At 71.5% G+C, this 16,170-nt stretch carries 12 protein-coding genes; 6 read left to right on the top strand and 6 right to left on the bottom strand.

Translation table 11 applies throughout. The annotated features are described in order from the left end of the window. The first annotated feature begins 1 nt into the window (after position 1). The 4 genes from AB0924_RS27865 to AB0924_RS27850 all read left to right on the top strand — a co-directional run bounded on the left by AB0924_RS27865 (position 2) and on the right by AB0924_RS27850 (position 4,759). Positions 2-1,327: a DUF2252 domain-containing protein gene (locus AB0924_RS27865; protein WP_358931090.1), complete on the top strand. Its 1,326-nt coding sequence runs from the start codon at positions 2-4 to the stop codon at positions 1,325-1,327. Positions 1,328-1,394: 67 nt separating this feature from the next. Then, on the top strand, positions 1,395-2,087 hold the full coding sequence (locus AB0924_RS27860; protein WP_366912883.1) for a hypothetical protein: 693 nt from the start codon (positions 1,395-1,397) through the stop codon (positions 2,085-2,087). Positions 2,088-2,167: 80 nt separating this feature from the next. Then, entirely contained in the window at positions 2,168-2,986 is an 819-nt protein-coding gene (locus AB0924_RS27855) for a thioredoxin domain-containing protein (protein WP_366912848.1), read from the top strand. Positions 2,987-3,088: 102 nt separating this feature from the next. Continuing rightward, positions 3,089-4,759: an alkaline phosphatase D family protein gene (locus AB0924_RS27850; protein WP_358931086.1), complete on the top strand. Its 1,671-nt coding sequence runs from the start codon at positions 3,089-3,091 to the stop codon at positions 4,757-4,759. 19 nt (positions 4,760-4,778) lie between these two features. On the opposite strand, the gene AB0924_RS27845 is transcribed toward AB0924_RS27850, so the two are convergent. Next, positions 4,779-5,348 (bottom strand): dienelactone hydrolase family protein, encoded by a 570-nt coding sequence (locus tag AB0924_RS27845; RefSeq protein WP_366912847.1) that lies wholly within the window; start codon positions 5,346-5,348, stop codon positions 4,779-4,781. A gap of 105 nt (positions 5,349-5,453) precedes the next feature. Here AB0924_RS27845 and AB0924_RS27840 point away from each other — a divergent pair, with 105 nt between their 5' ends. Further along, on the top strand, positions 5,454-6,560 hold the full coding sequence (locus AB0924_RS27840; RefSeq protein WP_358931081.1) for a mechanosensitive ion channel domain-containing protein: 1,107 nt from the start codon (positions 5,454-5,456) through the stop codon (positions 6,558-6,560). Positions 6,561-6,689: 129 nt separating this feature from the next. On the opposite strand, the gene AB0924_RS27835 is transcribed toward AB0924_RS27840, so the two are convergent. The 5 genes from AB0924_RS27835 to AB0924_RS27815 form a co-directional block, all read right to left on the bottom strand. Continuing rightward, positions 6,690-8,276 carry a Na+/H+ antiporter gene (locus tag AB0924_RS27835; RefSeq protein ID WP_358931079.1) on the bottom strand — a complete coding sequence of 529 codons (1,587 nt, stop codon included), beginning with the start codon at positions 8,274-8,276 and terminating at the stop codon, positions 6,690-6,692. A gap of 80 nt (positions 8,277-8,356) precedes the next feature. Beyond that, positions 8,357-8,824: a GNAT family N-acetyltransferase gene (locus tag AB0924_RS27830; protein ID WP_358931076.1), complete on the bottom strand. Its 468-nt coding sequence runs from the start codon at positions 8,822-8,824 to the stop codon at positions 8,357-8,359. Further along, positions 8,821-9,765 (bottom strand): RluA family pseudouridine synthase, encoded by a 945-nt coding sequence (locus AB0924_RS27825; protein ID WP_358931074.1) that lies wholly within the window; start codon positions 9,763-9,765, stop codon positions 8,821-8,823. The genes AB0924_RS27830 and AB0924_RS27825 overlap by 4 nt, the downstream gene beginning before the upstream one ends. A gap of 73 nt (positions 9,766-9,838) precedes the next feature. Then, positions 9,839-10,474, bottom strand: coding sequence for a signal peptidase II (gene lspA / locus AB0924_RS27820; RefSeq protein ID WP_358931072.1), 636 nt, complete (start codon positions 10,472-10,474; stop codon positions 9,839-9,841). Positions 10,475-10,541: 67 nt separating this feature from the next. After that, positions 10,542-12,296: a TraR/DksA C4-type zinc finger protein gene (locus tag AB0924_RS27815; protein WP_358931070.1), complete on the bottom strand. Its 1,755-nt coding sequence runs from the start codon at positions 12,294-12,296 to the stop codon at positions 10,542-10,544. 602 nt (positions 12,297-12,898) lie between these two features. On the opposite strand from AB0924_RS27815, the gene ileS reads away from it, so the two are divergent. Next, positions 12,899-16,042, top strand: a complete 3,144-nt coding sequence (ileS, locus tag AB0924_RS27810; protein WP_366912846.1) for an isoleucine--tRNA ligase — start codon at positions 12,899-12,901, stop codon at positions 16,040-16,042. Positions 16,043-16,170 lie beyond the last annotated feature (128 nt).

The following is a 16,170-nucleotide window of genomic DNA, read 5'->3' as shown; positions in this document are numbered from 1 at the left end:
GATGTCGGTCCCCGAGCTCAACGACGAGCAGCGCGGCGAGGAGATCCTCGCCGTCTTCGACACCGCCTTCGGCCGGCTCCTGGCCGCCGACCCGGCCGCGTTCCGGGTGAAGTTCCGGAAGATGGCGGCCTCGGCCTTCGCGTTCTACCGGGGCACGGCGTGCCTCTTCTACCACGACCTCGACGCCGAGAAGCGCGGCGGCCCGTACCTCGACGACCGCACCTCGCGCGTGTGGATCCACGGCGATCTGCACGCCGAGAACTTCGGCACCTACATGGACTCCAACGGGCGCCTGGTCTTCAACGTCAACGACTTCGACGAGGCCTACGTCGGCCCGTTCACCTGGGACCTGAAGCGCTTCTCCGCCTCCATCGCGCTGGTCGGCTACGCGAAGGCGCTCAGCGACGAGCAGATCACCGAACTGGTGACGATCTACGCCGAGGCCTACCGGGAGCGCATCCACGCCCTGGCCACGGGCGCCAAGAGCGACGAGGTGCCGCCGTTCACACTGGACACCGCGCAGGGTCCGCTGCTGGACGCGCTGCGTGACGCCCGCTCGCTCACCCGCTTCGGGCTGCTGGAGTCGATGACGGAGATCCGCGACTTCGAGCGCCGGTTCGCGCCCGGCGGCGGCTCCATCGAGCTCGACGCCGCCACCCGGTACAAGGTGCTGGCCGCCTTCGACGGCTATCTGGAGACGCTTCCGGAGACCTCGCTGGCCCGCCCGGACTCCTACCGGGTGAAGGACGTCGTGGGCCGCCGGGGCATCGGCATCGGTTCGGCGGGTCTGCCGTCGTACAACATCCTGCTGGAGGGGCACAGCGACGCCCTCGAGAACGATGTCGTGATCTACATCAAGCAGGCCCAGACCCCGGCGGTCTCCCGGCACATCACGGACCCGGCGATCGCGGAGTACTTCCAGCACGAGGGGCACCGCACGGTGATCTCCCAGCGCGCGCTGCAGGCGCACGCCGACCCGTGGCTCGGCTGGACCGAGCTGGACGGCGCGGGTCAGCTGGTCGCCGAGGTCTCGCCGTACGCGGTCGACCTGGACTGGGGCGACATCGACGACCCGGAGGAGATCGCGGCCGTCGTCGCCGACCTGGGCCGGGCCACGGCCACGATGCACGCGGCGGCGGACGACACCTCCGGCGAGTCGCTGGTGCCGTTCTCGACCGAGCGGGCCATCGACGCGGCCCTCGCGGCCGACGAGGAGGGCTTCGCGCCGCTCCTGGTGGACTTCGCGCACGGCTACGGCGCACGCGCGCGTGCCGACCACCAGACCTTCCTCGACCTGTTCCGCAACGGCCGGATCCCGGGGCTGTGACCTTCGGGACTCACAGGCTTCCTTTAGGAGTCCCTTACCGGCGCGCGTGACAGACTCTGTAGTCACCATGGACATCTCCGGGACCCAGCTCAGAGCCGTACGCGCGGCGCTGTTCACGGCAGTGGTCGTGACGCTCAGCACCGCGTCGCACGTTCTGCTGTCCAGGGCCCCGCTGCCGGTGGCGACCGTGACCGCGGTCGCCACCGGAGTGTTCGTCACCGCGTACGCGCTGGCGGGCCGCGAGCGTGGCTTCGGCCGGATCGCGGCCCTGCTGGTCCCGCTGGAGCTGGCCGCCGACACGGTGTTCACCACCGGCCAGCAGTCCTGTTACGGCAGGGCGGGCGGCCCGGTCGCGGGCCCCCTGCACGCGTTCGGCTTCGACGTGCTGTGCCGGGGCGGCAGCGTGGGCTCGCCGCTGGCCCAGGTGACCGGCGCGCCCGGCCGTGGTGCCGTTGTCCCGCTCGCGGACGCCGGCCCGGCCGCCGCCTGGCTGCTGCTCGCCGCGCACCTCGGCGTGGGGCTGCTGGCCGCCGCCTGGCTGCGCCGGGGCGAGCGGGCCCTGGCCCAGCTGCTGGGCGCGGTCACGGTCACCACCTTCCGGCCGCTGCTGCTGGCGGCGGCATCGGGCACCGTGCGGCTCCTGCCGGTCCGCCGACTGCCGCGCCCGGCCCCCTGGCCGGCCGTCGCCCGCGACCGGCTCCTGGTGCACTCCCTGGGACGGCGTGGACCGCCGCGCTCCCGCGCTCTCGCCCTCGTCTGAGCGGCGACCGCTGAGCACGACCAGTCCCCCACACGTATCCCGCGTACGACGTGTGCGCGTCCCACATGGAGATCAACACTATGAGCAAGCGGAACAGCCAGTCGGCGAAGACGGCGGCCCGGGAGCGGCTGCGCCAGGAGCGCGAGCGGCAGGCCAAGCGCGACAAGGCCAGGCGGCAGATCATCGTGGCCGGCTCGGTCGTGGCCGTGCTGGCGGCGGCGGGCGGCATCGGCTACGCCGTCGTCCAGGCCAACAAGCCGGGCTACTGGGACGGGCTGAAGGACGCCTCCAGCGTCGTCACCCCGGCCAACACCACGGGCACCAAGGGCACCACGGTCGTCATCGGCAAGGACACCGCCAAGAAGACCCTGAAGGTCTACGAGGACCCGCGCTGCCCGGTGTGCGCCCAGTTCGAGCAGACGGTCGGCTCGACGGTGAAGAAGGACGTCGACGGCGGCAAGTACAAGATCCAGTTCGTCGGTGCCACGTTCATCGACCGCGACAACGCGGTGGGCTCCAAGAACGCGCTGAGCGCGCTCGGCGCCGCGCTCAACGTCAGCCCGGAGGCGTTCCTCGAGTACAAGAGCGCGCTCTACTCGGCCAAGTTCCACCCGGACGAGCAGACGGACAAGTTCAAGAGCGACGACTACCTCATCAAGGTCGCCGACACCGTTCCCGCGCTCAAGAACAACGCCAAGTTCGAGAACGCGGTCAAGAAGGGCACGTACGACGCCTGGGCGATGGCGATGTCCAAGACCTTCGACGACAACAAGGACGGCGTGTCCGGCACGCCGAGCTTCGTCATGGACGGCAAGAAGCTCACCGCCGACAGCCAGGGCAACCCGCCCATGACGGTGGCCGACTACAACCGGGTGGTGGACGCGGCCCTCAAGGGCTGATCCTCACTGGCCCTCCGTCAGAACCGGAGCACCGTGTGAAGAGCGGGCGAACTTTCGGAGTTCGCCCGCTCTCGCGTATACCGATCAGTAACCTGATCGGTCGTGACCAGTCGATACAGATCATCCGAGGCACACCAAGGCCTCAACTCCCTTTCGCCCCGCCGCCGTACGGTCGTCAAGGCCGCGGCGGCGACGGCTGTGCTGGCCGGCCCGCTCGCCGCCACCCTTCCGGCTCGCGCGGCCGACCAGGCCCCCGCCTTCCTGCACGGCGTCGCCTCCGGCGACCCGCTGCCCGACGGCATCCTGCTGTGGACCCGGGTGACTCCGGTGCCCGAGGCGATACCCGGTTCCGGACTCGGCCCGGACACCGAGGTCGGCTGGGTCGTCGCCCGGGACAAGGCGCTCACCGACGTCGTCGCCAAGGGCTCGACCACCGCCAGGGCCGCGACCGACCACACCGTCAAGGCCGACATCCGCGGCCTGGCCCCGGCCACCGACTACTGGTTCCGCTTCTCCGCCGGCGGCACCGACTCCCCGGTGGCGCGTACCCGCACCGCGCCGGCGGCGGACGCCGCCGTGTCCTCCCTGCGCTTCGGCGTGGTCTCCTGCGCCAACTGGGAGGCCGGCTACTTCGCCGCCTACCGCCACCTCGCGGCCCGCGGCGACCTGGACGCCTGGCTGCATCTGGGCGACTACGTCTACGAGTACAAGTCCGGTGAGTACGCGGCCCGGGGCAAGGTCGTACGGCCGCACGCGCCGGCGAACGAGATCCTCACCCTCGCCGACTACCGGATCCGGCACGCCAAGTACAAGACCGACCCCGACCTGCAGGCCCTGCACGTGAAGGCGCCGGTCATCGCGATCTGGGACGACCACGAGTTCGCCGACAACGCCTGGTCCGGCGGCGCGGTGAACCACACCGAGGGCGCCGAGGGCGCCTGGTCGGCCCGTCAGGCCGCGGCCAAGCAGGCCTACTTCGAGTGGATGCCGGTCCGCCCCGCCATCGCGGGCACCACCTACCGGCGGCTGCGTTTCGGCAAGCTCGCCGACCTCTCCCTGCTGGACCTGCGCTCCTTCCGCTCCCAGCAGGCCTCCACGGCCAGCGGTTCGGTGGACGACCCGGACCGTACGCTCACCGGCCGCGCGCAACTCGACTGGCTCAAGGCGGGCCTGAAGGCCTCCGACACCAAGTGGCGGCTGGTCGGCAACTCCGTGATGATCTCGCCGTTCGCCGTCGGCTCCCTCTCCGCGGACCTGCTGAGGCCGCTCGCCAAGCTGCTGGGCCTGCCGCAGGAGGGCATCGCCGTCAACACCGACCAGTGGGACGGCTACACCGACGACCGGCGCGAACTCCTCGCCCATCTGCGCTCGAACGCCATCGGCAACACCGTCTTCCTGACCGGTGACATCCACATGGCGTGGGCCAACGACGTGCCGGTGGACGCGGGCACCTACCCGCTGTCGGCGTCGGCGGCCACCGAGTTCGTGGTCACGTCGGTCACCTCCGACAACCTCGACGACATCGTGAAGGTGCCCGAGGGCACCGTCTCGGCGGTCGCGTCGCCGGTCATCAGGGCCGCCAACCGGCACGTCCACTGGGTGGACACCGACCGGCACGGCTACGGCGTGCTGGACATCACCGCCGACCGCGCGCAGATGGACTACTACGTCCTGTCCGACCGCACCGACGCGAACGCGACCTCCGCCTGGGTGCGTTCGTACCGCACGCGCAGCGGCACGCAGAAGGTCGAGCGCACCTACGACCCGGTGTAGCCGTCCGCTCCGGGCGCGGCTACAGACTGTCGAGGAAGCCGAGCGCCACCCGCCAGGTGGCCTCGGCGGCCTCCTCGTCGTAGTCCGGCAGGCCGGGGTCGGTGTAGACGTGACCGGCTCCGGCGTACCGGTAGACCTCCACGTCCGCGCCCGCCCGGCCCATGTGCAGGTACCAGGCGCTCAGCCAGTCGTCGGTCTCGAACGGGTCCGGCTCGGCCACGTGCAGCTGCACCGGCAGCTCGTCCACGTGCGCGTTCGGGGCGATGTCCGACGTGCCGTGCAGGAGCAGCAGGCCCCGGGCCCGCTCGTCGCCGAGGGCCAGCGTCTGGGCCACGGACGCGCCGAGCGAGAACCCGGCGTACACGAGACCGCGCTCGGAGTAGGGCGCCGCCGCCAGCACGGCCCGCTTCAGCAGCTCCTCCTTGCCGATCCGCTCGTTGAACTCCATGCCCTCCTCGACCGTCCCGAACGTGCGCCCCTCGAAGAGGTCGGGCGTCCACACCTCGTGGCCCGCCGCGCGCAGCCGGTCGGCGGCCTCGCGCACCGCCGGCCTGAGCCCGTAGGTCGAGTGAAAGAGCATGATGTTCATGAGGCCATGGTGCCAGCCGGGCCGGACGAGGCCGGAACCGCCGTACCCAGATGCGCGGCGAACTCACATGTTCATGCCTGCCGACCAACGGTTAGGAGCGGAGGCATGGAGAACGTACTCCGCCCTCTGATCGTGATCGGCAGCTCCGTCGTGCTCACCCTGGCCATCGGCTGGGTGACGGACCTGCTGCTGCGCAAGGCCGACGCCCGAGATTCCGACACCCCGCTATGGGAGCTGCTGCGGCGTGGCCGCATCCCCTACCAACTGGTCCTCTGCGCCGCCATGCTCAGAGGCTCCTACGACCAGGCCGAACTGCTGGAGCAGCATCGGGCCGGCATCGGCCGGACGCTGACGCTGGTCCTCATCGGGTCCGCCGCCTGGCTGGTGATCCGGATCGCGGCGGCGATCGTCGAGACCTCGTACAGCCGCTACGCACGCGCCCACCGGGACGTGGCCCGGGTGCGCCGGGTGCGCACCCAGGTGGAGCTGATCATGCGGGTGGTATCGGCGATCGTCATCGTGGTGGCCGCCGCCTCGATGCTGCTGACGTTCCCGGCGATGCGCGCGGCCGGTGCCTCGCTGCTGGCCTCCGCCGGCATCCTCGGCATCGTCGCCGGTGTCGCCGCCCAGTCGACCCTGTCCAACCTGTTCGCGGGGCTGCAGATCGCCTTCGGTGACATGGTGCGCATCGGCGACACGGTCGTCGTGAACGAGGAGTGGGGCACGGTCGAGGAGATCACCCTGACCTTCCTGACGGTGCGGACCTGGGACGAGCGGCGGATCACGATGCCGGTGTCGTACTTCACGTCCAACCCGTTCGAGAACTGGTCGCGGGGCACCCCGCAGATGACGGGCATCGTCTACTGGCACCTGGACCACAGCGCGCCGATCGAGGCGATGCGCGAGAAGCTCCGCGACATCCTGCGCCAGTGCCCGGCCTGGGACGGCCGCGCCTACAACCTGGTGGTGACCGACTCCACACCGAACACCATCCAGGTTCGCGCCCTGGTGACCGCCAAGGACGCGGACGACATCTGGACGGTACGGGTCGCCGTGCGCGAGGAGATGATCACCTGGCTGTCGGCGGAGCACCCCTACGCGCTCCCCCGGGTCAACACCTCGGACGCGGTCCTCGCCCCCAACCGCATTCCGTCGCCCGACCGCGCGACGCTCCGCAGGGCATACGAGTTCCCGCGCACCGGCCGGGGCTGACCGGGCGCCTGGCCGGTGCCCGCGCACGGCACCGCCGTCGGCCTGGCCACTCCGCGCGGTGAGGTGGCCGGCGCCCGTCGAAGCGAGGGCGCCGGCCACATCGCGGGGTGAGCCCCGGCGCCACCGGTGTCAGCGCAGGCTGCGCACGTCGAGGTGGCGCAGCACCCGGTCCACGATCTCCGGATCGGCGCCCGGCTCGCTGCGCGCCGCCAGCACCTCGTGCCGCGCGGCGCTCAGCATCTCGCCCTGGATCCGCCGCACCCGCTTCAGCCGCCGCGCCCGCTGGTGCTGCGCCTCCCGGCGTTCCTCCTCGCCCATGTCCGGGCTGATCCGGATGCCGATGTCGAAGGCCCGCCGCAGCATCTGCTCAGAGAGCTCCTCGGGCATCTCCTCCACCTGCTCGATCTCCCGCAGCCTGCGCTTCGCGGCCCCGGCGGCCCGCACCGCCAGCTCCTTCTCGAACTCCGACTCCCGCTCGGAGTCGGCCCGCACCCCCAGCCGCCGCACCAGCCACGGCAGCGTCAGGCCCTGCAGCACCAGCGTGACGATGATCACCCCGAAGGCGATGAACACGAGCTCGTCCCGGTCGGGGAACGGCTTGCCGGCGTCGGTCTCCAGCGGGATGGCCAGCACCAGCGCCACCGAGGCCACCCCGCGCATCCCGGACCACCACATGACGACGGTCTCCCGCCAGCTCATGGGGATCTCCTCCTCGATGTCCCGCCGGGCGTGCAGCCGCTTGGTCAGCCAGGTGGCGGGCAGCAGCCACAGCAGCCGTACGACCACCACCACGCCCGCGATCGCCGCCGCCCAGCCGAGCAGCTCACCCCAGCGCCCGGACGCCGTCCGGATGGCGTTGTGCAGCTCGAGACCGATCAGCCCGAAGGCGACGCCGGTGACGAGCGTGTCGATGATGTCCCAGAAGGTGTGTCCGGCCAGCCGGGTCAGCACGTCGTCGGCGTCGGTGGCGTACTCGGAGAGGAAGAGCGCGGTGGTGAGCACCGCGAGCACCCCGGAACCGTGCAGTTCCTCGGCGAGCACGTAGGAGGCGAAGGGCACCAGCAGGGTGAGCCCGATCTGCAGCGTGGGGTCGCCGAGCCAGTCCATCAACTTGTTCGCGAACCAGCCCAGCGCCAGCCCGACGGCGACCGCGACCACGGCGGACAGGACCAGGTCGAGCCCGGCGTCCCACGCGGAGAACTCCCCGCTCACAGCGGCGGCGACTGCCACGTGGTAAAGCACGATGGCCGTCACGTCGTTGAAGAGCCCCTCGCCCTCCAGGATCGACACCAGGCGGCGCGGAAGTCCGAGCTGCCCGGCGACGGCGGTGGCGGCGACCGGGTCCGGCGGGGCGATCAGCGCGCCCAGCACCACGGCGGCGGCGACGGGCAGCCCGGGCACGATGGCGTGGGCGACCGCGGCCACGCAGAACGTCGTCACGAAGACCAGGGCGACGGCCAGCAGGAAGATCGGCCGCTTGTTCGCCGTGAACTGCCGCCAGGAGGTGCGGCGTACGGCGGCGTAGAGCAGCGGCGGCAGCAGCGCGGGCAGGATCAGCTCGGGCGGGAACTCCACGTTGGGCACGAAGTCGGCCACCGCGAGGACGCCGCCGAGCAGGGTCATCAGCACCGGCGCCGGCACCCCGAACCGGTTCCCGACGGGAACGCTCAGCAGGGCCCCGAGCAACAGCACGAACAACAGGGCCAACTGATCCACGGCAAGCGCTCCGGGAGTCGACGATCACACGGCAGGTCTCCAGCCTGCCACGACGCTCGCGCCCCGGCCGTACCGGCGGTCTAGAGGACGCGCCGCATGGCCCGGTGCGGGATCCCCGCGTCCGGGAACTCCGGGCCGTACGTCTCGTACCCGAGACGCTCGTAAAAACCCAGGGCCTGGATCTGCGCGTGCAGGTCCACCGCGGCCAGGCCACGCGCGCGTGCCGCCTCCTCGACGGCCCGCACCAGGGCCGCGCCGACGCCGAGACCGCGCGCCGGACGGGCGACGGCGAGCCGGCCGAGGGAGCCCACCGCGGCGTCCCCGCCGGTCTTCGCGGCGGCGGCCTCGCCGTACAGCAGACGTCCGGTGCCGAGCGGCACGCCGTCCTCACGGACGGCGAGAACATGGACCGCGACGGCGTCGTAGGCGTCGTACTCGATGTCCTGGGCTACGCCCTGCTCGACGACGAACACCTCCTTGCGCACCGCGAAGCAGGCCTCCCGGTCGGCGGGGTCCTCGGCGACGCGGACGGTGTACGGCGCGCTCACGCGTACGTCTCCTCGCGGACCTGGTCGAGGGCCTGCTGCAGGTCCTCGGGGTAGTCGCAGCCGAACTCCACCCACTGCCCGTCGCCGGGGTGCTCGAAGCCGAGCCGCACGGCGTGCAGCCACTGGCGGGTCAGGCGCAGCCGCTTGGCGAGGGTCGGGTCGGCGCCGTAGGTGAGGTCGCCTACGCAGGGGTGGCGGTGGGCGGACATGTGGACGCGGATCTGGTGGGTGCGGCCGGTCTCCAGCTTCACGTCGAGCAGGGAGGCGGCGCGGAATGCCTCGATGAGGTCGTAGTGCGTCACGGAGGGCTTGCCTTCGGCCGTGACCGCCCACTTGTAGTCGTGGTTCGGGTGGCGGCCGATGGGCGCGTCGATGGTGCCGCTCGTCGGGTCCGGGTGGCCCTGGACGAGAGTGTGGTAGCGCTTGTCGACCGTGCGCTCCTTGAACTGGCGCTTGAGCGAGGTGTACGCCCGCTCCGACTTGGCGACCACCATCAGGCCGGACGTGCCCACGTCCAGGCGGTGCACGATGCCCTGGCGCTCGGCGGCGCCGGAGGTGGAGATCCGGTAGCCGGCGGCGGCGAGGCCGCCGATGACGGTCGGGCCGCTCCAGCCCGGCGAGGGGTGCGCGGCCACACCGACCGGCTTGACGATCACGACCACGTCGTCGTCGTCGTGCACGATCTCCATGCCCTCGACCGGCTCGGCGACCACCTGCACGGGCACCGGGGCCTGCGGCATCTCGACCTCGAGCCAGGCGCCGCCGCGCACCCGCTCGGATTTGCCGACCACCGTGCCGTCGACCTGCACCTTGCCTGCCGCGGCGAGTTCCGCCGCCTTCGTACGGGAGAAGCCGAACATGCGGGAGATGGCGGCGTCGACGCGCTCGCCCTCCAAGCCGTCGGGCACGGGCAGGGTACGGATCTCGGGAATCGTGCTCACCCGTCGAGTATGCCGGACGGCTCCGCCTGCCCCGAACGAGCCTGTGGACAACGGTCCCGGGCCGGGGCCGGTCTCAGTCCTTGTGGACGGTGCCGTCCGGGTCCAGACCGCGGAACGACAGCAGCACGATCAGGATGCCGCCGCACACGATCGCCGAGTCGGCCAGGTTGAACACCGCGAAGCCCTTCGGCGCGATGAAGTCCACCACCTCGCCCTGGAAGACGCCGGGCGCCCGGAAGATGCGGTCGGTGAGGTTGCCGAGCGCACCACCGAGCAGCAGGCCGAGCGCGATCGCCCAGGGCAGGCTGTAGAGCTTGCGGGCGAGGCGGACGATCACCACGATCACCGCGGCCGCGATCAGCGTGAAGATGATCGTGAAGGCGGCTCCGAAGCCGAAGGCCGCGCCCGGGTTGCGGATGGCGTGCAGCTCCAGCCAGTCCCCGACCACCTGGACCGGCGCGTGGTGCTCCAGCTTCGCCACCACCAGCATCTTGCTGATGAGGTCGAGGGCGTACGCGAACACGGCCACCGCGAACAGCACGGCGATCCGGCGCCCGCGTCCGCTCCGCTGCCGCGCCGGCGCCGTCTGCTCGCCGGTCCCGGGCGTACCGGACGCGCCGGACCCGGCGGGTGCTTCGGCCGCCGCCGTCCGCTCGCCGCTGTCGTCCGGGGTGTCCGGCGTACCGATGATGCGCTCCGCCTCTGCCACGTGAGTCCCTCAACCTAGGTGCCTGACTGAGGACGAGAGTACGTCACGCCCCGGCCGGCCCCGGCGCTCAGGAGCGGCGTTCCTGTTTCTGCTTGCACTCCACGCACAGGGTGGCCCTCGGGAACGCCTGCATACGCGCCTTGCCGATGGGATCGCCGCAGTTCTCGCACAGTCCGTAGGTGCCCGCGTCCAGCCGTTCCAGGGCGTGCTCGTTCTGGGTCAGCATCTCGCGCGCGTTGGCGGCCAGCGCCATCTCGTGCTCGCGCGTGATGTTCTTGGTGCCGGTGTCGGCCTGGTCGTCGCCGGCGCCGTCACCGGAGTCGCGCATCAGGCCGACGAGGGCGGTCTCGGACGAGCTGATCTCGGTGCGCAGCCGGTCCACCTCGGACGACAGTTCGGCGCGGGCCTCGGCGACCTCCTCGGGGGTCCAGGGGTCCTCGCCGGGGCGTACCGCCAGATCGCCGGGTTCCGCCGCGGCGAGCCGCGCCTTGGGAACGGCGCTCTGCTTCGCCGCGGCCGTGCCAGGAGTCTTCTTCGCAACCACTGTCGTGGCTCCCGTCTGCTTCGCGGCCCGCGCCGCGCCCGCCTTCTTGGCCGTGCTCTTGCCGGCCGCCTCCGAGGAGGGGCCCTCGGTGGCCGTCCGCTCGGTGACGGCCGCTTCTCCGCCCGCCTTTCCGGTCGCCGCGTGCGCGGCCGCTTTCCCTGCACCCGTCTTCACGGCGGCCGTGTCCTTCCCGGCCGTGCCCTCGACGGCAGATCCCTTCCCTCCCGCGCCCTTTCCGACCACTTTCCCGGTGACCACTTTCCCGGCGGCCGTCTTCTTCACGGCCGTCTTCTTCACGGTCGCCTCCTCACCGGCCGTCCCCTTCGAAGCCTTCCCTGTGGCCGCCGTGTGCTTCCGGGCCGGATTCCCGACGGCCGCGCCCGTCCCGGTCGCCTCCGCACCGGTCACGTCCTTCGTCCCCCTCCCCTTCGCAGCCGTCTCCCTGGCCGCCGCCCGCTTGTGGGCCGGCTTCCCGCCGACCGTTTCCTCGGCCGCCGCCCTGGCCGGCTGCTCCACGCTCATGCTCCCGACCGCCGCCTTCTTCGCGCTCGTCTTCTTCGCGCTCGTCTTCTTCGCGTCCGCCTTGTCCGCGCCCGCCTTCTTGCCGGCCGCCTGCTCGGCAGCGCCGGCCGGCTTCCTGGCCTTGGCCTTCGTGGCTGCCCCGTTATCGGCGACCCCCTTCTTGGCGGCCCCCTTCTTGGCGGCCTTTTCCGCGGAGTCCCCTTGCTCGGCGGCACTCTCCGTGGGGGCACCCTCCTCAGCGGCGCCTGTCCTCGCCGCCCTCTTCTTGACCGCCGTCTTCGTGGCGCCGTCCTCGGTGGCCGTGCCCTTGCCGGCCGCGGTCCTCGCGGCCGCCTTCCCGGCCGGCGCCTTCTCCGGCCCCTTCCCGGCCGGCGTCACCTCGGCGGCAGCTCTCCCAGCCGACGTCCCCTCGGCGGAAGCCCTCCCAGCCGACGTCCCCTCGGCCGGAGCCTTCCCGGCCGACGCCCGTTTCCCGGTGGACGCACCGGCCTTCGTGCCGCCACCGGCACGCGCCGGGCTGCTTCCCGTCCCCGTCCCGGTGGACGCGGGCGTCCCGGCGGACGCCGCCGCGTGGTGCCGCTTCGCGTCGGCCGCCGTTGCCCGGGCCGTCCTCACCGGCCTCGCCCGCCCGGCCGGGACGGCATCCGCGCGCGTGGTCTTCCTGCCGCCGGCTCCCCCGGCCTCGCCGCCGGAGGCGGCCGCGCCACTGGAGCGGCCGGACGCCGGCTGCTGTACGGCGGGCTTCTTCGCCACCATGGCCGCGGCCCCTTCACATACCGTGATCTTGCTCGCGAATCGTGCTGGGACGATAAATCGACTTGAGTCCCGCGGCAACGGGGCACACCGCCCGATTCGCCCGCCCGCATCCCCCGAGCAGCGGACCTGCAACCGTTGTGCCCCGCTCCCCGCCGGGTAATCCGCGAAGCGGAGCGCGCCATGGCGCGAGCGCCTCCCCCCTCGCCATTCGGGTCATCCCGCCCGCTCTCCTCCCCGCCTCCTCACGCGCGCGGGAAAAGCGGTCGGCCGCTGTCCGCGCGGCGCCGTACACTGGGCGGAGCGAGAAGCATGGATGGGGACGAGTAGCGGCGTACGCAGCGCAGAGCGACCCGGGGACGGTGTGAGCCCGGGGGCGAGCGCGACGTGAAGATCACCCCGGAGCCGCCGGAAGAAAGCCGTGGCAGCCGCCACGGCGAGTAGAACCGGCTTCGCGACCCCAATGAGGGGGCTCACCGGCGCGGACGGCGCGGCGGGGAGCCAAGGAGGGTGGTACCGCGGGAGCGCGCCGCACACGGCGTGGACAGGAAAGAGCTCTCGTCCCTCCGACGGAAGGCAGCAAGTCCGTTGGAGGATGCTCGCAGATGACAGCGCCGACGTACCGCCAGGTGCCCGCCCAGGTCGACCTGCCCGCGCTTGAGCACGCCGTGCTCGACTTCTGGCGCGAGCAGAAGATCTTCGCCAAGAGCCTGGAGCAGTCCGAGGGACGCCCCGAGTGGGTGTTCTACGAGGGCCCGCCCACCGCGAACGGCATGCCCGGCGCCCACCACATCGAGGCCCGCGTCTTCAAGGACGTCTTTCCGCGCTTCCGCACCATGCGCGGTTACCACGTGGCCCGCAAGGCCGGCTGGGACTGCCACGGCCTCCCCGTGGAGCTGGCCGTCGAGAAGGAGCTCGGCTTCTCCGGCAAGCAGGACATCGAGGCGTACGGCATCGCCGAGTTCAACGCCAGGTGCCGCGAGTCGGTGACCCGGCACACGGACGCCTTCGAAGAGCTCACGACCCGCATGGGCTACTGGGCCGACCTCCAGGACCCGTACCGCACGATGGACCCCGAGTACATCGAGTCCGTCTGGTGGTCGCTGAAGGAGATCTTCGACAAGGGCCTGCTGGTCCAGGACCACAGGGTCGCCCCCTGGTGCCCGCGCTGCGGCACCGGCCTGTCCGACCACGAGCTGGCGCAGGGCTACGAGACGGTCGTGGACCCGTCCGTGTACGTCCGCTTCCCGCTCACCTCCGGTCCGCTGGCCGGCGAGGCCGCGCTCCTGGTGTGGACGACGACCCCCTGGACCCTGGTGTCCAACACCGCGGTCGCCGCGCACCCCGAGGTCACCTACGTCGTCGCCACCGACGGCCAGGAGAGGATCGTCGTCGCCGAGCCGCTCGTCGGCAAGGCGCTCGGCGAGGGCTGGGAGACCACCGGCCAGTCCTTCACCGGCGCCGAGATGGAGCGCTGGACCTACCGGCGCCCCTTCGAGCTGGTCGAGTTCCCGGAGCCGGCGCACTACGTGGTGAACGCCGAGTACGTGACCACCGAGGACGGTACGGGTCTGGTCCACCAGTCCCCCGCGTTCGGTGAGGACGACCTCAAGGTCTGCCGCTCCTACGGCCTGCCCGTGGTGAACCCGGTCCGTCCGGACGGCACCTTCGAGGAGGACGTCCCGCTCGTCGGCGGCGTCTTCTTCAAGAAGGCCGACGAGAAGCTCACCGAGGACCTGAAGGAGCGCGGCCTGCTCTTCCGGCACCTGCCGTACGAGCACAGCTACCCGCACTGCTGGCGCTGCCACACCGCGCTGCTGTACTACGCGCAGCCGTCCTGGTACATCCGCACCACCGCGATCAAGGACCGTCTGCTCCAGGAGAACGAGAAGACGAACTGGTTCCCGGACACGGTCAAGCACGGCCGGTACGGCGACTGGCTGAACAACAACATCGACTGGGCGCTGTCCCGCAACCGCTACTGGGGCACCCCGCTGCCCATCTGGCGCTGCGAGGAGGGCCACCTCACCTGTGTCGGCTCGCGCGCGGAGCTGTCCGAGCTGACCGGCACCGACCAGTCGAACCTCGACCCGCACCGGCCCTACATCGACGACGTCACCTTCGTCTGCCGACACGAGGACTGCGGCCTGACGGCCACGCGCGTGCCGGAGGTCATCGACGCCTGGTACGACTCGGGTTCGATGCCGTTCGCGCAGTGGGGCTACCCGTACAAGAACAAGGAGCTGTTCGAGGCCCGCTACCCGGCGCAGTTCATCTGCGAGGCCATCGACCAGACCCGCGGCTGGTTCTACACGCTGATGGCCGTCGGCACGCTGGTGTTCGACAAGTCGTCGTACGAGAACGTCGTCTGCCTGGGCCACATCCTCGCCGAGGACGGCCGCAAGATGTCCAAGCACCTGGGCAACATCCTGCAGCCGATCCCGCTCATGGACCAGCACGGCGCCGACGCGGTGCGCTGGTTCATGGCGGCCGGCGGCTCCCCGTGGGCGGCCCGCCGCGTCGGCCACGGCACCATCCAGGAGGTCGTCCGCAAGACGCTGCTGACGTACTGGAACACGGTCGCCTTCCAGGCCCTGTACGCCCGCACGTCCGAGTGGGCGCCGTCCGCCGCCGACCCGGCCCCGGCCGAGCGTCCGCTGCTGGACCGCTGGCTGCTGTCCGAACTGCACGCGCTCACCGACCAGGTGACGCAGTCCCTGGAGGCGTACGACACCCAGCGCGCCGGCAAGCTGCTGTCCGCGTTCGTGGACGACCTGTCGAACTGGTACGTCCGCCGCTCCCGCCGCCGCTTCTGGCAGGGCGACAAGGCGGCGCTGCGGACGCTGCACGAGGTGCTGGAGACCGTCACGAAGCTGATGGCGCCGATCACCCCGTTCATCACCGAGCGGGTGTGGCAGGACCTGGTGGTGCCGGTGAGCCCGGGCGCCCCCGAGTCGGTCCACCTGGCGACCTGGCCCGAGGCGGACCTGTCGGCGATCGACCCGGAGCTGTCCAGGCAGATGGTCCTGGTCCGCCGCCTGGTGGAACTCGGCCGTGCCACGCGCGCGGAGTCGGGCGTCAAGACCCGCCAGCCGCTGTCCCGGGCGCTGATCGCCGCCACCGGCTTCGAGGCCCTGGACCGGGAGCTGCACGCGCAGATCACGGAGGAGCTGAACGTCTCCTCGCTGGCGTCCCTCTCCGAAGTCGGCGGTTCGCTGGTCGACACGACGGCCAAGGCCAACTTCCGTGCTCTGGGCAAGCGGTTCGGCAAGCGGGTGCAGGACGTGGCCAAGGCGATCGCGAACGCGGACGCGGCCGCGCTCTCCCTCGCCCTGCGCGCGGGCACGGCGTCGGTGGAGGTAGACGGGGAGACGGTCACCCTGGCCCCCGACGAGGTGATCATCACGGAGACCCCGCGCGAGGGCTGGTCGGTGGCCTCCGACTCCGGTGCCACGGTGGCGCTGGACCTGGAGATCACGGAGGAGCTGCGGCAGGCGGGCCTCGCCCGTGACGCGATCCGGCTGATCCAGGAGGCCCGCAAGAACAGCGGCCTGGACGTCGCCGACCGCATCGCGCTGCGCTGGACCTCCACGGACCCGGCGGTCATCGCGGCCCTCTCGGAGCACGCCGGCCTGATCGCCGAGGAGGTCCTGGCGACCGATTTCGCCCAGGGCGAGGCCGACGCCGGCTACGGCGAGCCGTTCACGGACGAGGGCCTGTCCCTCACGTTCCGGCTCCGCAAGGCGTAGTCGCCGGAAGAGCACGAAGGCCCGGTTCCCCACGGTGCTTTCTAGGGGTCGTTGCAACACGTGGTCGTGTTGATCAGGCCGCGAGCAGTTTATGCAGGCGCTCGGCTGGGGTTTCCCAGCCGAGCGTT

Source organism: Streptomyces sp. NPDC047869 (assembly GCF_040704065.1).
Lineage (GTDB): Bacteria > Actinomycetota > Actinomycetes > Streptomycetales > Streptomycetaceae > Streptomyces.
This window is presented reverse-complemented; position numbering and strand designations above follow the sequence as displayed.